Origin of the sequence: Undibacterium sp. Di26W (genome assembly GCF_049340265.1) — a bacterium.
Taxonomy (GTDB): Bacteria; Pseudomonadota; Gammaproteobacteria; order Burkholderiales; family Burkholderiaceae_D; genus Undibacterium.
This window is the reverse complement of the sequence record NZ_JBMPOR010000025.1, coordinates 63,096-79,072: the sequence shown is the minus strand read 5'-3', so window position 1 is coordinate 79,072 and position 15,977 is coordinate 63,096. Positions and strand designations below refer to the sequence as shown.

Here is a 15,977-nt window from a genome sequence, read left to right as displayed (position 1 = left end):
ATGAAAGAAAAGCGATGATTTATGCAAGTTACCCGAATTTAGCCGGGAAAAGAGTAGTCGTGACAGGTGGCGGCACTGGCATCGGTGCAGCCGTTGTGGATGCCTTTTGCAAGCAGGGCGCTCAAGTGTTTTTTCTGGATATAGCCGACGAAGCGTCGCAAGCACTGGAAAAAAGCCTGCAGCAGTCGGCCAAGCCGCCTAAATTCATGCATTGCGACCTGACTGACCTGGATGCAGTGGCCAAGGTATTCGCCAGCATCGAACGCGAATACGGTGCCGTCGAGATTTTGATCAACAATGCCGCCAATGATGACCGGCATCAGGTGCAGAATGTGACGCCCACTTATTGGGATGACAGTTTTGCCGTCAATTTGCGCCACCAGTTTTTTTGTGCCCAGGCCGTGGCCCCTGGTATGAAAGCCATGGGTGGAGGTGTTATCCTTAACTTTGGTTCCATATCCTGGCATCTTGCCCTGGGCAACCTTAGCCTGTATATGACAGCCAAAGCAGCGATAGAGGGCCTGACCCGTGGCCTGGCCCGTGATTTGGGGCCAGACGGCATCCGTGTCAACTGCATCATCCCCGGTTCAGTACGTACTCCACGCCAGATGGCGCTGTGGCACACACCGGAAGAAGAAGCGCAGATTCTGGCAGCCCAATGCCTGCACGAAAGGGTGGAAACCGAAGACGTCGCTGCCCTGACTTTGTTTTTGGCCTCTGACAACGCCGCGCGTTGTTCAGGACGTGATTATTTTGTGGACGCAGGATGGTACGGCGCATGATATTGGATCAGTCTCACTGCATTTGGGAAGTGGCTACGCACCTGGGCGAAGGCCCGGTATGGCACGCGGGCGAAAAAGCGCTGTATTTTGTGGACATCAAAAGCCGTAAAATCCATCGCTGTGCAGAAGACGGTTCAGCCCGCCAGAGCTGGGATGCACCGGATCAGATTGGTTTTATCCTGCCCATCATGTCGAATAAGGGTGAGAACGGTGATTTCATCTGCGGCTTGCCCGGCAAACTGGTGCGCTTTTCCAGCAGCACCGGCAGTTTCAGCACCATGCTGGAAGTGGAAACCGATCAACCCGGCAACCGCCTTAATGATGGCTATATCGATAGCCAGGGCAGCCTGTGGTTTGGTTCCATGGATGATGGTGAAAAAGCACCCAGCGGTTCGCTGTATCGCCTGCAGTATAGTTCAAACGCGCTGGTAAATTTGCAAGCCATGGATCATGATTACGTCATCACCAACGGCCCCTGCATGAGCCCGGACGGCAAGCTGTTTTACCACACCGACACCTTGGGTAAAAAGATATATGCCTTTGATGTGACACCCGATGGCAAGCTGTCTGGTAAGCGTGTGTTTGCCGATATCACCAACGGTGGCCACCCGGATGGCACCGTGGTCGATGCAGAAGGTTTTCTGTGGGTGGCCATTTTTGCTGGCAACCGGGTGGAACGTTATTCCCCTGCCGGTGAGATCGTCCAGGTCATCAGCTTCCCGTGTTCGAATATCACCAAAGTCTGTTTTGGTGGCGCCGATTTGCGTACAGTCTTTGTGACCACCGCCTGGAAAGGTATGTCGGCAGAAAAACGTGCGCAGCAACCCCTGGCGGGCGGCCTGTTTTCTTTCCGTGTGGACGTGCCCGGTCTGCCGCAATATCAGTTGAGTGAGTATGCATCATGATGTTTGACGACAGCAAGGTACGCCGTTTCCGCTCGCAAGACTGGTTTGACAATCCCGATCACATCGACATGACAGCGCTGTACCTGGAGCGCTTCATGAACTATGGCATTACCCCGGAAGAACTGCGTTCTGGCCGCCCCATCATCGGCATCGCCCAGAGCGGCAGCGACATCAGCCCCTGCAACCGCATCCATCTGGAACTGGCGAAGCGGGTGCGGGATGGCATCCGGGACGCAGGTGGCATTGCGATGGAATTTCCGCTGCACCCGATTTTTGAAAACTGCCGCCGGCCAACGGCGGCAATAGACCGTAACCTGGCTTATATGGGTCTGGTTGAAATCCTGCATGCCTATCCTATCGATGCCGTGGTGTTGACCACTGGCTGCGACAAGACCACGCCGGCCCAGATCATGGCCGCATCAACGGTGGATATCCCGGCGATTGTCCTGTCTGGTGGCCCCATGCTGGACGGCTGGATGGATGGTGAACTGGTAGGTTCCGGTGCCGCCATCTGGAAAGGCCGCAGGCAACTGGCGGCAGGTGATATCGATGAAGAAAAATTCTTGCAGATAGCGGCTGCATCAGCACCATCGGCAGGCCATTGTAATACCATGGGCACCGCATCCACCATGAACGCCCTGGCGGAAGCACTGGGCATGTCGCTGACCGGCTGTTCGGCCATCCCCGCGCCTTATCGTGAGCGTGGTCAGATCGCCTATGAAACAGGCCGTCGCATTGTTGAAATGGCGTATCAGGATATTCGTCCATCCAGTATTTTGACGCGCGATGCCTTCCTCGATGCCATCGTGGTCAATGCTGCAATAGGCGGTTCTACCAACGCCCAGCCGCATATCATGGCCATGGCCAGGCATGCGCATGTAGAACTGCATTCGGATGACTGGATGGCGCATGGCCATGACATCCCGCTGATATTGAACATGCAGCCAGCAGGCAAGTTCCTGGGTGAACGTTTCCACCGCGCTGGTGGTGTACCCGCCATCATGTGGGAACTGCTGCAAGCAGGAAAACTGCGCGCCGACCGTCCTACCGTAACCGGCAAGAGCATGGAACGCAACCTGGATGGCAGGCAAACCAACGACCGCGAAGTCATCTACCCGTATGCTGCACCACTGAAGCAGCAGGCCGGTTTCATGGTCCTGAAGGGCAATCTGTTTGATTTCGCCATCATGAAGACCAGCGTGATTTCGCCAGCATTCCGCGCCCGTTACCTGAGCAAGGCCGGGGCAGAAAACATCTTTGAATGCAAGGCCGTGGTATTTGATGGTTCTGGTGATTATCACGCCCGCATCAATGACCCGTCGCTGAATATCGATGAAGACAGTATCCTGGTGATACGCGGTGCCGGCCCGGTCGGCTGGCCCGGTTCGGCGGAAGTGGTCAACATGCAGCCGCCCGATGCCCTGTTAAAGCGGGGCATATTGAATCTGCCTACGCTGGGTGATGGCCGGCAATCCGGCACTTCGGACAGCCCATCCATCCTGAATGCCTCGCCTGAAAGCGCGGTCGGTGGTGGCCTGGCCTATATCCGTACCGGCGACACCATACGCATCAACCTGAACACCGGTCGCTGCGACATGCTGATCACGCCAGAAGAACTGGAAAGCCGCAAGGCACAGGGCATACCGGCCTATCCGGCCAGCCAGACGCCGTGGCAAGAGATTTATCGCTCGACTGTCGGGCAACTGGAAACAGGTGCTTGCATGGAGCTGGCTGTACCCTATATAGGCATAGGCAACACGCTGCCACGCCATAATCATTAAGTGAGGACTTATGCAAAACCACCCCAGCTCCATTGCGTGCCTTGCTGGGACAATTTTGCAAAAGTCCCGTCAGTTTTACAAGTAAGTTTATAAGTAAAAAGCAGTCAACAACCGGAAGCAACACTACTCAAGATACAAAAATTTAAAGCAATAATAAGTGGGAGGGCAATGCCGATACCCATGCTTTAATCCAACAGGAGACAAGACAATGAATACAAAAGTAAAAGCGGCTATCCTCAGTGTGATGCTGGCCATGGGTAGCAGTATGGCTGGCAGCGCGTATGCCGATGCGAAGAACCCGAAAATCGGTTTTTCCATCGACGATCTGCGGGTAGAGCGCTGGGGCAGGGACCGGGATTTCTTTAACGCAGAAGCAGAAAAACTCGGTGCCAAGGTGTTTGTGCAATCCGCCGACGCCAGCGAACAGCGCCAGATTTCCCAGATAGAAAACCTGATCTCGCGTGGTGTCGATGTGCTGGTGATTGTGCCCTACAACGCTACGGTATTGAATAACGCCATCCGCGAAGCCAAGAAAGCCAATATCAAGGTGGTGTCGTATGACCGCCTGATCCTGAATGCGGATATCGACGCCTATATCTCTTTCGATAATGCCAAAGTTGGTGAAATGCAGGCCGAAGGCCTGGTGCACCTGAAACCGAAAGGCAATTACTATTTGCTGGGTGGCGCACCGACCGATAATAACGCCAAGATGTTGCGCGAAGGGCAGATGAAAGTCTTGCAGCCGCTGATCGATAAAGGCGATATCAAAGTCGTCGGCAAACAATGGGTGAAAGACTGGAGCGCTTCTGAAGCCATGTCCATCGTCGAAAACGCGCTGACAGCAAACAACAACAAGATTGATGCCATCGTTGCTTCCAATGATGGTACTGCCGGCGGTGCCATACAGGCGCTGGCTTCACAAAAACTCAGTGGCAAGGTGCCAGTGTCCGGGCAAGATGCCGACCTGGCAGCGGTTAAACGCGTAATGGCTGGTACCCAGGCCATGACCGTCTACAAACCCCTGAAACTGATCGCTTCTGAAGCTGCCAAGCTGGCTGTGCAACTGGTACGTAATGAAAAGCCTGCCTACAATTCCCAGTACGATAATGGCCTCAAAAAAGTCAATACCCTGCTGTTGAAACCTATCCCGCTGACCAAGGCAAATGTGAACTTGCTGGTGGAAGAAGGTTTCTATACCAAGGCACAGTTATCCGCTAACTGATAGTGATCGCAGTCGTCACGGTCATGGCCACCAGCCTGCGCTGAAGGTCATCACCGGCTTCGCCTGCCTGGTTTGCCTATATAAGTGGGCCGCTGTGGCTTATGTAGTTGGTGGTTTGTTCCAGGATTTGCCGGGAAAAATAGCATGTCTGAATATTTGCTCGAAATGAAAGACATCGTCAAAGAGTTTGGCGGTGTCCGTGCCTTAAACGGTATCGATATCAAGGTCAAGGCTGGTGAATGCATAGGCCTGTGTGGTGAAAACGGGGCTGGCAAATCCACCCTGATGAAAGTCTTGTCCGGTGTCTATCCGCATGGCACATGGGATGGTGAAATCCTGTGGGAAGGCAAGCCCCTGAAGGCACAGTCCATCCGCGATACCGAATCAGCCGGCATCATCATCATCCACCAGGAACTGATGCTGGTACCCGAATTGTCTGTTGCTGAAAACATGTTTTTGGGGAATGAAATCACCTTGCCCGGTGGCCGCATGGATTATGCCGCCATGAACAAGCGTGCTGAAGAATTGCTGCGTGAACTGAATATACCTGAAGTCAATGTGGTCCTGCCAGTCAAGAATTATGGTGGTGGCCACCAGCAATTGATAGAAATTGCCAAGGCACTCAACAAGCAGGCCAAGCTGCTGATACTGGATGAACCTTCCTCTTCTTTGACCGCATCAGAAATCACGGTCTTGCTGGATATTATCCGGGCCCTGAAGGCCAAGGGCGTGACCTGTATTTATATCTCGCACAAGCTGGATGAAGTCGAAGCCATCTGCGACACCATCGTGGTGATACGCGATGGCCAGCATATTGCCACGACACCGATGGCCGACATGAGCGCAGAACGCATCATCGCCCAGATGGTGGGGCGTGAAATGAACCAGCTGTATCCAAGGCAGGACCATACCATCGGTGAAGTGGTGTTTGAAGCACGTAATGTGACCTGCTATGACACAGAAAACCCGCAGCGCAAGCGTGTCGATAACATCTCATTTACGCTACGCCAGGGTGAAATTCTGGGTATCGCCGGCCTGGTCGGCGCTGGCCGTACCGAACTGGTGTCAGCCCTGTTTGGTGCTTATCCCGGTGAATACCAAGCCGAAGTCTGGCTGAATGGCAGCAAGCTTGATAGCAGCAGCCCGCTGAAGTCCATCCGCGCTGGTCTGGCCATGGTGCCGGAAGACCGCAAGCAGCACGGCATCGTGCCAGATCTGGATGTGGGCCAGAACATGAGCCTGAGCGTCTTGCATGAATTTGCCCGTATGAGCCGCATCGACAAGGAAGCGGAACTGAAGACCATACGTACAGAAATCGCCAGCATGACTCTGAAGACTGCCAGCCCGTTTTTGCCCATCACCAGCCTGTCTGGCGGTAACCAGCAAAAAGCAGTGTTGTCGAAGATGTTGCTGACCAAGCCGAAGATTTTGATACTCGATGAACCGACACGCGGTGTGGATGTCGGTGCCAAGTATGAAATTTATAAACTGATGTTTGAACTGGTGAAGCAGGGCATGTCCATCATCATGGTGTCATCTGAACTGGCTGAAGTGCTGGGCATTTCTGACCGCGTGCTGGTGATAGGCGAAGGCAAGCTGCGCGGCAACTTCATCAATAAGGATTTGACACAAGAAACCCTGTTGGCGGCAGCGCTGGATCAAAGCCATGCCCTGGATGAAACACAGACGCAAGCACCGACACCAGCACAAATGCAAGCACAGGCACAAACACAAACACAATTCAGTACTGCGCCATGACCACCCATCTGATGCCATTCATCGCTATCGGTAAAAATTAATATGAAAAACCTGAATATCAAACAGCTGTTCACACAATACAAAATGCTGGCCCTGCTGATTGCCATTGCCTTGATCTGGGCTTTTTTCAGTTGGAAAACCGAAGGGGGTTTCATCACCCCACGCAATCTGTCCAACCTGATGCGGCAAATGTCGATTACCGGCATCGTTGCCTGTGGCATGGCGCTGGTGATTATCGCTGGCGAAATTGATTTGTCCGTTGGTTCCCTGCTGGGTTTGCTGGGCGGCGTGGCTGCGGTGCTGGATGTGACCCATCACTTGCCGCTGCCTGTCAACCTCATGCTGGTGCTGGCCATGGGTTTGCTGATAGGGCTGTTCAATGGCTATCTGACTGCCTACATGAAGATACCGTCCTTCATTGTTGGTCTGGGCGGCATGCTGGCTTATCGCGGCATCGTGCTGGGCGTGACGGGTGGCACGACGGTAGCACCAGTGTCTGCTGACATGGTGTATCTGGGCCAGGGTTATCTGTCGGTGACGACCGGTGTCTTGCTGGGCATAGCCCTGTTCGCGCTGGCTGTATTTTTGACGTGGCAACAGCGCAGCAAACGTGCGCAGCACGGCCTGGAGGTCGCGCCGCTGTGGCGTGACGGCATCAAAATCGCTGCCATCGCAGCGGTGCTGCTGGCCTTTGTGCTGACCTTCAACAGCTATGAAGGCATCCCTTTGCCGGTGCTGTTGCTGCTGGTGTTGCTGGGCATCTTCAGCTACATGACGACGCAAACCGTGTTTGGCCGCAGGATTTATGCAGTGGGCAGCAATATGGAAGCCACCCGCCTGTCGGGCATTAATGTGAATGCCATCAAGCTGTGGATATTCGGCATCATGGGGTTGATGTGCGCGCTGGCTGGCCTGATCAATACAGCCCGTCTGGCAGCAGGTTCACCCTCTGCCGGTAACTCGGGCGAGCTGGATGCGATTGCTGCCTGCTTTATCGGCGGCACCTCCATGCGTGGTGGTTCTGGCACGGTGTATGGCGCCCTGATCGGTGCGCTGGTCATGGCGAGCCTGGATAACGGTATGTCCATGCTGGACGTGGATACCTACTGGCAAATGATCGTCAAAGGCTGCATTTTGACGCTGGCAGTGTGGGTGGATGTGAGCACCCGTTCGGCCAAGCGATAGTTTTTAAAGTTCCCTTCCGGGTCCGGCAAGGTTCGCCTTGCCTTGAAGGCGGTTTCTCTGAAACCGCCTTTTTTTACGACTGGAGCAGAATCTCCCATTGGTAATCATGATGATGCTTGGTGAGTTTCATAATTGTGTCTGTATTCTTTTACATGCAAGATAGTATGGTAGGCATGACATGTTAGTCACTCAGATCGTAAACACGTTCTCAGAGCATCAGAACGCATACGTCATGACCCAATATTTCAAAAAATAAATGCTAAAAATAGCATATGGAGACCACCACAATGAGTAATCAACGCAGGCAATTCCTGTCGTCCGCATCTGGCCTGGCTGGCTGGGCAGTACTTTCACCTTCCTTGCTTTCACCTTCCCTCGCCTGGGCCGCTGCCGCAAAAGCCGGTGGCAAAGCTGTTTATAAAGACGCTGCAGCACCGCTGGCAGCGCGGGTAGACGATCTGCTGAGCCGAATGACCCTGGATGAAAAAATCATGCAGATGCAATGCGTGTGGCAAGATAAAAAACTGATACAGGAAACCAATGGTGATTTTTCAGTAGACAAGGCAGCCAAAGTCTACCCCCATGGTTTGGGTATGATGGCACGCCCGTCTGACTATCAGGGCATCGCCAAGGCTACCGGCGCAGGCGATGATGGTTCAGTGCCAAACCGCAATGCTTTTCAAACGGCTACCTATGTCAATGCCGTGCAAAAATGGGCTGTCGAACAAACACGCCTGGGCATCCCGCTGCTTATGCATGAAGAAGCCCTGCATGGCTATGTGGCGCGTGACGCCACCTGCTTTCCACAGGCGATAGGACTGGCATCCTCGTTTGATCCGGACATGGCAACCAGGATATTCAGCGTGGCTGCGCGTGAGATGCGTGCACGCGGTGCCAATTTTGCCCTGGCACCCGTGGTCGATGTGGCGCGTGAACCGCGCTGGGGCCGCATAGAAGAAACCTATGGCGAAGACCCGCACCTGTGTGGCGAGATGGGCAAGGCGGCAGTGATCGGCTTCATGGGCAAAGACAAAAAGCTGGCGAAAGACAAGGTATTTGCCACGCTCAAGCACATGACAGGCCACGGCCAGCCAGAAAACGGTACCAACATCGGCCCGGCCGAGGTCAGTGAACGTACCTTGCGCGAAGAATTTTTCCCGCCCTTTGAAAAGCTGGTGCGTGAAACCAATATCAGCGCCGTCATGCCTTCCTATAACGAAATCGGTGGCGTACCCTCGCATGCCAATCGTTGGTTGCTGACCAAGGTCTTGCGCGAAGAGTGGGGCTTTAAAGGCGCGCTGGTGTCCGATTACTTTGGCATCAATGAACTGGTGACCAGGCATAAGCTGGTGCCTAATCCCAAAGAAGCCGCATTGCGCGCCATCAAGGCCGGTGTCGACATCGAAACGCCGGATGGCCTGGGCTACCGTACCCTGGCAGAACTGGTCAAAGAAAAACGTGTTTCTGAAGAAGAAATCAATCGCTGCGTGCGCCGCGTATTGGAACTCAAGTTCCTGGCCGGCTTGTTTGAAAACCCGTATGTCGATGCCAGCATCGCCGACAAACTGACAGCCACGCAAGATGCGGTGGCACTGGCGCGTGAAGCGGCCACCCGTTCTGTCGTCCTGCTTAAAAATGACAAGGGCCTGCTGCCGCTGAATGGCAAAAAGGTCGGCAAAGTCTTGTTGCTGGGTACGCACGCCAAGGATTGCCCTATCGGCGGGTATTCTGACATCCCGCGCCATGTGGTCTCCATTTATGAAGGCTTGCAGGCCGAAAGCCGGGCCCAGGGCTTTGAACTCAGCTATGCCGAAGGTGTGCGCATTACCGAAGGCGGCCATGTCTGGGGACATGATGAAGTCAAATTCACCCCACCGGCAGTGAATGCCAAGCTGATTGCAGAAGCGGTCGAAGCCGCCAAATCGGCCGATACCATCATCATGGTATTGGGTGACAATGAACAAACCAGCCGCGAAGCCTGGGCCGATAACCATCTGGGTGACCGCGCCAGCCTGGATTTGATGGGCCAGCAAAATGACCTGGCCAAAGCGATTTTTGATCTGGGCAAACCAACCGTCGTGTTCTTGCTGAATGGTCGTCCGCTATCCGTCAATCTGCTGGCTGAACGCGCAGATGCGCTGGTAGAAGGCTGGTACATGGGACAGGAAACCGGCTTTGCAGCAGCAGATATTTTATTTGGCCGCGTCAACCCTGGTGGCAAATTGCCGGTGTCGATTGCCCGCAATGTTGGTCAACTGCCGATTTATTACAACTACAAACCGTCGGCCCGTCGTGGCTATCTGGATGCATCGACCAAGCCTTTGTATCCATTCGGCTTTGGCCTCAGCTATACCTCGTTCAGCATTTCAGAACCACGCCTGACAAGGGCAACGATGGGCGTCGGCGACAGCACCAAAGTGGAAGTCGATGTCACCAATACCGGTGCCGTCAAGGGTGATGAGGTCGTGCAAATCTATATCCGCGATGACTTCAGCTCTGTCACCAGGCCGGTGCTGGAATTGAAGGCATTTAAACGGGTCAGCTTGAATCCGGGTGAAAAACGTACTTTGTCTTTTGATATCAAACCGTCGGACCTGTGGTTTTATAACATGGACATGAAACGCGTGGTGGAGCCGGGCAGTTTCACTATACATGCCGGTTCCAGCAGCGCTGATCTGAAATCAGTCAAGTTGACGGTTGCTTAGGTTTGTCTTGGTTTGCCTTGGTTTGCCTTAGAACGTGTTTACGATCTGTAGCGAGCGAGCGTCAGCGGGTTGAAGAGCAGCGCAAAAAGCGGAATGTACTAAAGTACATGAGCATTTTGAGCAGCACATGAGGCCCGATCACGCTCGCGCAGTAAGATCGGAAACACGTTCTTAGTGCCACAACGATCAATCTTGAATAGGGGGGTACTGTCGGTGCCTGTAAGGGCATTTTCCTGGATTTCCTGAAATGGGAAGGAATAAAAAGGGAAGGCAGTACAATATAAAAAGTATGGTGAGCAAGCCATCCCCCAAGGAGTTGACCGAATATGAAGATGCCTAACTCGCATAGAATTGCTTTATTGTTCAATGCAAACAAGATTTATGACAGGGAAATCATCGCTGGCGTTGCCTCTTATCTAAGCTCGACCCGGGTGTCCTGGGATCTGTTTCTGGAAGAGGATTTCCGCGCCCGCCTGCATGGCATAGAAAGCTGGCAGGGCGACGGCATCATCGCCGATTTTGATGACCCTGTGGTCTGCGAGGCCCTGTCGCATAGCCGCGTACCGGTGGTGGCCATCGGCGGATCGTACGAGAACGAAGCGCATTACCCCAAGGCCGTGCCGTATGTGGCGACCGACAATTTCAAGCTCATCAAACTGGCGTATGACCATTTGATTGAGGCTGGCTTGCCACGCTTTGCTTTTTTCAGTTTGCCTGAAGCACCAGAAAACCGCTGGGCGCAAGAACGCGAAAACGCCTTTCGCCAGTTGATGAAGCGCGACCGCCTGACGGCAGAAATTTATCGTGGCCAGATCACCAGTGCACCCTCCTGGGATGAGGCGGTAGAACAACTGATCAAATGGCTGGAAGGTTTGCCCAAGCCAGTCGGCATCATCGCCGTGACCGATGCCCGCGCCCGGCAGTTATTGCAGGCTTGCCTGATTGCCGGCATTGCCGTGCCTGAACAGGTCGCCCTGATAGGTATAGACAATGATCCGCTGGCCCGCATGCTAACCCGCATCCCACTCAGTTCGGTCATGCAGGGGACGGAAGAAATGGGGCGTACGGCGGCCCATTTGCTGCACCAGATGCTGAACGGCGCACGCCTGTCCACCACCCGAATCCTGGTGCCGCCGGTCGGCATCAATGTGCTGACTTCATCACGTTATGAGACACCCAAGCATCCGCATGTGATGCAGGCGCGCCATTTCATCCGCCAGTATGCGTGCCAGGGTATCAAGACAGAACAGGTGGCTGATTATGTCGGCATCTCCCGCTCGTCGCTGGAATCGTATTTTCGACAGGAACTGGGGCGCAGTGTCCATGATGAAATCCTGCATTTCAAGCTGGAAGCAGCCAAGACCATGCTGACACTGGGGCAAAGCAGTATTGCCGATGTCGCTGTCAGTTGCGGTTTTACCACCATACAGTACATGCATGCCGTGTTCAAACGGGAACTTGGCTGCACCCCGCGCAAATATCAGGAAAGCGTATTACAGACGGATGGCAATGCCGCAGGCTTGCCGCCGCCACATCCCAACACTCAACTTGCCGAGCAAAGTGATGACGAATAAAAAAACAGTATCCTGCACGGCCACAACCGCAGATGAAAATATTTACACCCTGCGCAATGCGCGTGACATGCAGCTGATGATCAGCGATCGTGGGGCATCGCTGGTGTCCTGGCTGGCACCTGACCGTTACGGACGCGTGGGCGATGTCTTGCTGGCCTATGCCGAAGCCAGCAGCTATGTGGAAAATCCATTTTATTTTGGTGCCATCATCGGTCGCTGGGCCAACCGCATCGCTGCCGGGCAGTTTAAGCTGGATGGCCGCAGCTACGCCGTGGAATGCAATGACGGCGGCAATAACCTGCACGGCGGCAGCACCGGCTTTCACACGGCACGCTGGCTGGCAACAGAAGAAGAAGGCAGCCTGCGCATGTCGCTGACTTCGCCGGATGGTGAAGGCGGCTTTCCCGGCAACCTCAAGGTGCAGGTGACATATCGTCTTGATGACGAAGGACGTCTGACGATAGACTATGAAGCACAATCCGATGCACCAACACCGATCAACCTGACATCGCATCCTTACTTCAATTTGAACGCCGGTACCTCAGACATCAAAGACCATTTGCTCAGTATTGATGCATCGCATTATCTGAAAATCGACGAGGCGTCCATCCCTATCGAACTGGCTTCGGTAGCAGGCAGCGCCTTCGATTTTCGTCAACCGGCACCCATAGGCCCCAGGCTGAACTGGCCTGATCAACAGATCTTGATAGCTGGCGGTTTTAATCATTGCTATTGCGTGCAAGAAGGACTGAATGGCCAGCCAGGCCCACTACGCGAAGTCGCCAGTGTGTACGACCCAGGCTCAGGCCGCAAGTTGTCCGTCGCCACCGACCAGGCCGGCTTGCAGTTCTATAGCGGTAATTTCTTGAATGGTGTCGCAGGCCGCGATGCACATGACTATGCCAGACACGATGGCTTTTGCCTGGAAGCACAAGCTTACCCTAACCAGATCAACGGCCCCTATGCCGAAGCCGTCATCTTGCGGCCCGGGCAGGTGTATCGGCAGACGACGGTGTATAGGATTTCTTTGCAGAGTTGATGGACTGCGGCAATCAGTATTTTGCACGACTGTGCAGGCCACATGCGATAAAGTATCTCTTTGTCGGAGCTAGTGGGTAGCTCCGACAAAGAAGCAGCTCTTACTTGCCAGATGCCATCGCTGGCAATGTGCCTGTGATTATATTTTGAAATTTTTCTGGTTCGTCCTTATGGATTTGATGTCCAGAATTTCAAACAAAAACAAATTTTTCTTTGGCGCTTTCAATTGTTCATTATATTTTTCCGTAATGCTAATTACTTAAATGGTTTTTATCCTAAAAGCGCATTGTATCTGCTAGGATCAACGCGAGCTACTCACTTACGCTTGATCGGGTGCGGAAGTTCTCATACTATTTCGCCTGCTTTTTTACCGCTAGCGCTTCGCTTTCTTTTTTCAAACCTTTGGATACTGGGCATAAGGCCCGCCTTTTATCAGTCGGTAAAAACATTCGGCACTTCATTGTGCGTGGGTAATCCCCCCGGAAATTAATCGCATTTAAAAGTAGAATTTTCTTAATTGAGATTTTTAGGAGCTAGTGGGTAGCTCCGACAATGAAGCGGCTCAGCATCGATCACCTTATGGTCATGCTCAGATATTTGCTTGATCGCTTCCGCTTTGAATTCATCCGCAAACCCACTTTTTCTCATGATGTACTTCCTTCTCAGTTTTTGACATTATTAAATGCCTACCGAATTAGTCGAAGTCCAACGAGACCAAACGTAACGACGGATATATATGCATTTAGAGCTGATAAGAATGCTTAACCCGATTTATTAGATATTTTAAAGTTACGTTCCGCCTTCTTTCAGTCTTATAATGTTAATAAATTAATCAGCTAATCTTTACGAGCCAAGTTTGCTTCAACCTAAATGAGAAATTCAAGCTTTTATGAAATCATCAAAAAATTATGCTCTTGCGCAGTTGCATTTTTATTTAAGTAAATGGCCGTTCGGGTTTATGTTGGTCAAAACAGTCTTTTCCGGTACTTTTATTCACAGAGGAATCCAAAGTGCCGTCCATCAATATCGCACTAAGCAATGTCAAGCACCGGTTGTTGCCCATGTTGATGCAGTAACAAATGAGAATACCGTACACTGGGACAATCATGTCAAATTAGTTGAAAGTAAGGTTTTGAAAGGATGGCTTGACTGGGAGTTCATCGAAGTCGAGCATATAAGACCGAGTGTATCGGGGGATCGATCAATTTACTATCTTCAACATTTTTTTGCTGAACATCTGCCACATATGCCTGTGAAACGCGCGCTGAGTTTGGGCTGTGGAGGGGGAAATTTAGAGCGCGCTTTAATTGAGTTAAATGCTTCGGAGACTATTGATGCTTTTGATGCGAGTCCAGAATCAATCAATTTGGCAAAGCGACTAGCCGTCGAAAACGGTTGCTCAAATCGAGTTCACTACAACGTAGCGGATATTAATAAAATTAAATTGGAGGCGAATAGCTATGATTTCATCGTAGCAAAAATGTCGTTGCATCATTTTGAAGACTTTGATCATATTTTCGCTCAGATATCTCGTGCCTTGAAACCTGGCGGCGTATTCATGTTCAATGAATACATAGGACCAACGCGATTTCAGTGGACTGAGCTCCAACTATCAATCACAAACAGAATCTTACAAACTCTTCCTGAAAAATATCGCCTCAGCGCTTTTACTGGTTCTATTTTGGACGAAATTCAAAAGCCAACGATAAAAGAAATGATCGACATGGATCCCTCTGAAGCGATCAATTCTAGTGAGATTATTCCTAAAGTCGAACAATATTTCGATGTTGTTGAACTAAAGAGATATGGTGGCACCATACTGCATTTGCTTATGAACCATATCATGGCAAATTTCGATACTGACAAAGAGTTAGATGCGACATTATTAAGGCTGATTTTTTTACAAGAACAGCTTCTTGTGGAGAATAAGGTCCTAGGCAGCGACTTTTGCTATGCCGTTGTTAAGCCTAAGAAAAATTAACAAATTAAGTCTTTGAAATAAAAACTCTATTTTAATTGTAAAAGATTAAATGATGAATGGATATACATGCGAGGGAAAGCCAAGCTACTGAATTTGATTTCTCAGAAACTGAAATTATTTTGATATCCAAAAAGCGCATTTTATCGGTTAAGAACAATATGCAGTGCTCACTTGAACTTGGTCTGGTGCAGCAGTTCTCATACTATTTCGCCTGCTTTTTTACCGCCAGCGCTTCGCTTTCTTTTTTCAAACCTTTGGATACTGGGCATACGGCCTGCATGAAAGAGGCTAGGGTGTTTGCCAGGTTGTCGCTTTGCAGGCGGTAGAACACAAATTGCCCGCGCTTGTCGCTGGCGATCAGGCCTGCTGATTCCAGTATGCGTAGATGCTTTGACAGGGATGGTTTGGTCATTTCAAAGCGCGCAGCAATTTCACCGGCAGACAATTCTGTCTCCGATAGATAAGCCAGTATTTTCCGGCGCGGCGTCGATGCCAAAGCTTCAAATATTTTTTCCATACGCAATAGAATGATCTTAATGATTCATCATAGCATTTTGCTCCAATTTATTAAAGTTATTTAGTTAATTAGGAATTTAGCTAAATATAGTATATTCTTGTTCCATGAACTTTGACGATAGATCGAACATCATGGAATCCGACAAAAGCCCGACAGGCATTACGACGGTGTACTACAACAGTGCCTGTCCGGTATGTGACGCTGGTATCCGTGATCAGCGTCAACGCATGCAGGCATGCAATATCAACTGGGTGGATGTGCATAGCCAGCCTGATGCAGTGACTGAAATAAACGGTGAACTTGAAGCCGTGCGTGAGCGCCTGCATGTTCGGCATGCCAACGGCGACATCTTGGTTGGTGAGCAGGCCCTGGCTGCATTGTGGTCAGAGACAAAAGGCAGGCGCTGGCTGGCCTGGTTGACTTTACGTATGGGTTTCCTGACCCGGCCTTTGTATAACTGCATTGCCAAGTACCTGTACCGCTGGAATCGCAGGCGTGGTCACTGGTAAGACTAGCAGAAATCATTTCA

The 15,977-nt window shown here is 51.7% G+C and carries 12 protein-coding genes; 11 read left to right on the top strand and 1 reads right to left on the bottom strand.

Annotation, left to right across the window (positions count from 1 at the left end):
- Positions 1-14 precede the first annotated feature (14 nt).
- From ACO0LM_RS23725 to ACO0LM_RS23680, 10 genes are all read left to right on the top strand, one after another.
- A complete protein-coding gene (locus ACO0LM_RS23725) occupies positions 15-782 on the top strand; it encodes an SDR family NAD(P)-dependent oxidoreductase (protein WP_423040612.1) in 768 nt (255 codons plus the stop codon).
- Positions 779-1,687: an SMP-30/gluconolactonase/LRE family protein gene (locus ACO0LM_RS23720; protein WP_423040558.1), complete on the top strand. Its 909-nt coding sequence runs from the start codon at positions 779-781 to the stop codon at positions 1,685-1,687. The genes ACO0LM_RS23725 and ACO0LM_RS23720 overlap by 4 nt, the downstream gene beginning before the upstream one ends.
- Positions 1,684-3,468: an IlvD/Edd family dehydratase gene (locus ACO0LM_RS23715; RefSeq protein WP_423040556.1), complete on the top strand. Its 1,785-nt coding sequence runs from the start codon at positions 1,684-1,686 to the stop codon at positions 3,466-3,468. Before ACO0LM_RS23720 ends, ACO0LM_RS23715 begins: the two co-directional genes overlap by 4 nt.
- A 208-nt stretch (positions 3,469-3,676) precedes the next feature.
- Entirely contained in the window at positions 3,677-4,690 is a 1,014-nt protein-coding gene (gene xylF / locus ACO0LM_RS23710) for a D-xylose ABC transporter substrate-binding protein (RefSeq protein WP_422984970.1), read from the top strand.
- Between the two features lie 144 nt (positions 4,691-4,834).
- Positions 4,835-6,448, top strand: coding sequence for a D-xylose ABC transporter ATP-binding protein (xylG, locus tag ACO0LM_RS23705; RefSeq protein ID WP_423040554.1), 1,614 nt, complete (start codon positions 4,835-4,837; stop codon positions 6,446-6,448).
- A 42-nt stretch (positions 6,449-6,490) separates the two neighbouring features.
- The gene (locus tag ACO0LM_RS23700; RefSeq protein WP_422984966.1) at positions 6,491-7,633 is read left to right on the top strand and encodes a sugar ABC transporter permease; all 1,143 of its coding nucleotides are present in this window, start codon (positions 6,491-6,493) and stop codon (positions 7,631-7,633) included.
- Positions 7,634-7,920: 287 nt separating this feature from the next.
- Entirely contained in the window at positions 7,921-10,338 is a 2,418-nt protein-coding gene (locus ACO0LM_RS23695; protein WP_423040552.1) for a glycoside hydrolase family 3 N-terminal domain-containing protein, read from the top strand.
- Positions 10,339-10,664: 326 nt separating this feature from the next.
- Positions 10,665-11,912 (top strand): XylR family transcriptional regulator, encoded by a 1,248-nt coding sequence (locus ACO0LM_RS23690; protein WP_422984962.1) that lies wholly within the window; start codon positions 10,665-10,667, stop codon positions 11,910-11,912.
- Positions 11,902-12,951, top strand: a complete 1,050-nt coding sequence (locus ACO0LM_RS23685; RefSeq protein ID WP_423040550.1) for an aldose epimerase family protein — start codon at positions 11,902-11,904, stop codon at positions 12,949-12,951. The genes ACO0LM_RS23690 and ACO0LM_RS23685 overlap by 11 nt, the downstream gene beginning before the upstream one ends.
- Before the next feature lie 888 nt (positions 12,952-13,839).
- Positions 13,840-14,931, top strand: coding sequence for a class I SAM-dependent methyltransferase (locus ACO0LM_RS23680; RefSeq protein ID WP_423040548.1), 1,092 nt, complete (start codon positions 13,840-13,842; stop codon positions 14,929-14,931).
- Between the two features lie 202 nt (positions 14,932-15,133).
- On the opposite strand, the gene ACO0LM_RS23675 is transcribed toward ACO0LM_RS23680, so the two are convergent.
- On the bottom strand, positions 15,134-15,448 hold the full coding sequence (locus ACO0LM_RS23675; RefSeq protein WP_186948303.1) for a metalloregulator ArsR/SmtB family transcription factor: 315 nt from the start codon (positions 15,446-15,448) through the stop codon (positions 15,134-15,136).
- A 131-nt stretch (positions 15,449-15,579) separates the two neighbouring features.
- Between ACO0LM_RS23675 and ACO0LM_RS23670 the strand changes: the two genes are divergently transcribed.
- Entirely contained in the window at positions 15,580-15,957 is a 378-nt protein-coding gene (locus ACO0LM_RS23670; RefSeq protein ID WP_423040546.1) for a thiol-disulfide oxidoreductase DCC family protein, read from the top strand.
- Positions 15,958-15,977 lie beyond the last annotated feature (20 nt).

Coding starts and splice junctions, on each gene's coding strand:
- ACO0LM_RS23725 (WP_423040612.1), top strand. CDS start 15: ATGATTTATGCAAGTTACCCGAATTTAGCCGGGAAAAGAGTAGTCGTG.
- ACO0LM_RS23720 (WP_423040558.1), top strand. CDS start 779: ATGATATTGGATCAGTCTCACTGCATTTGGGAAGTGGCTACGCACCTG.
- ACO0LM_RS23715 (WP_423040556.1), top strand. CDS start 1,684: ATGATGTTTGACGACAGCAAGGTACGCCGTTTCCGCTCGCAAGACTGG.
- xylF (WP_422984970.1), top strand. CDS start 3,677: ATGAATACAAAAGTAAAAGCGGCTATCCTCAGTGTGATGCTGGCCATG.
- xylG (WP_423040554.1), top strand. CDS start 4,835: ATGTCTGAATATTTGCTCGAAATGAAAGACATCGTCAAAGAGTTTGGC.
- ACO0LM_RS23700 (WP_422984966.1), top strand. CDS start 6,491: ATGAAAAACCTGAATATCAAACAGCTGTTCACACAATACAAAATGCTG.
- ACO0LM_RS23695 (WP_423040552.1), top strand. CDS start 7,921: ATGAGTAATCAACGCAGGCAATTCCTGTCGTCCGCATCTGGCCTGGCT.
- ACO0LM_RS23690 (WP_422984962.1), top strand. CDS start 10,665: ATGAAGATGCCTAACTCGCATAGAATTGCTTTATTGTTCAATGCAAAC.
- ACO0LM_RS23685 (WP_423040550.1), top strand. CDS start 11,902: ATGACGAATAAAAAAACAGTATCCTGCACGGCCACAACCGCAGATGAA.
- ACO0LM_RS23680 (WP_423040548.1), top strand. CDS start 13,840: ATGAAATCATCAAAAAATTATGCTCTTGCGCAGTTGCATTTTTATTTA.
- ACO0LM_RS23675 (WP_186948303.1), bottom strand. CDS start 15,448: ATGGAAAAAATATTTGAAGCTTTGGCATCGACGCCGCGCCGGAAAATA.
- ACO0LM_RS23670 (WP_423040546.1), top strand. CDS start 15,580: ATGGAATCCGACAAAAGCCCGACAGGCATTACGACGGTGTACTACAAC.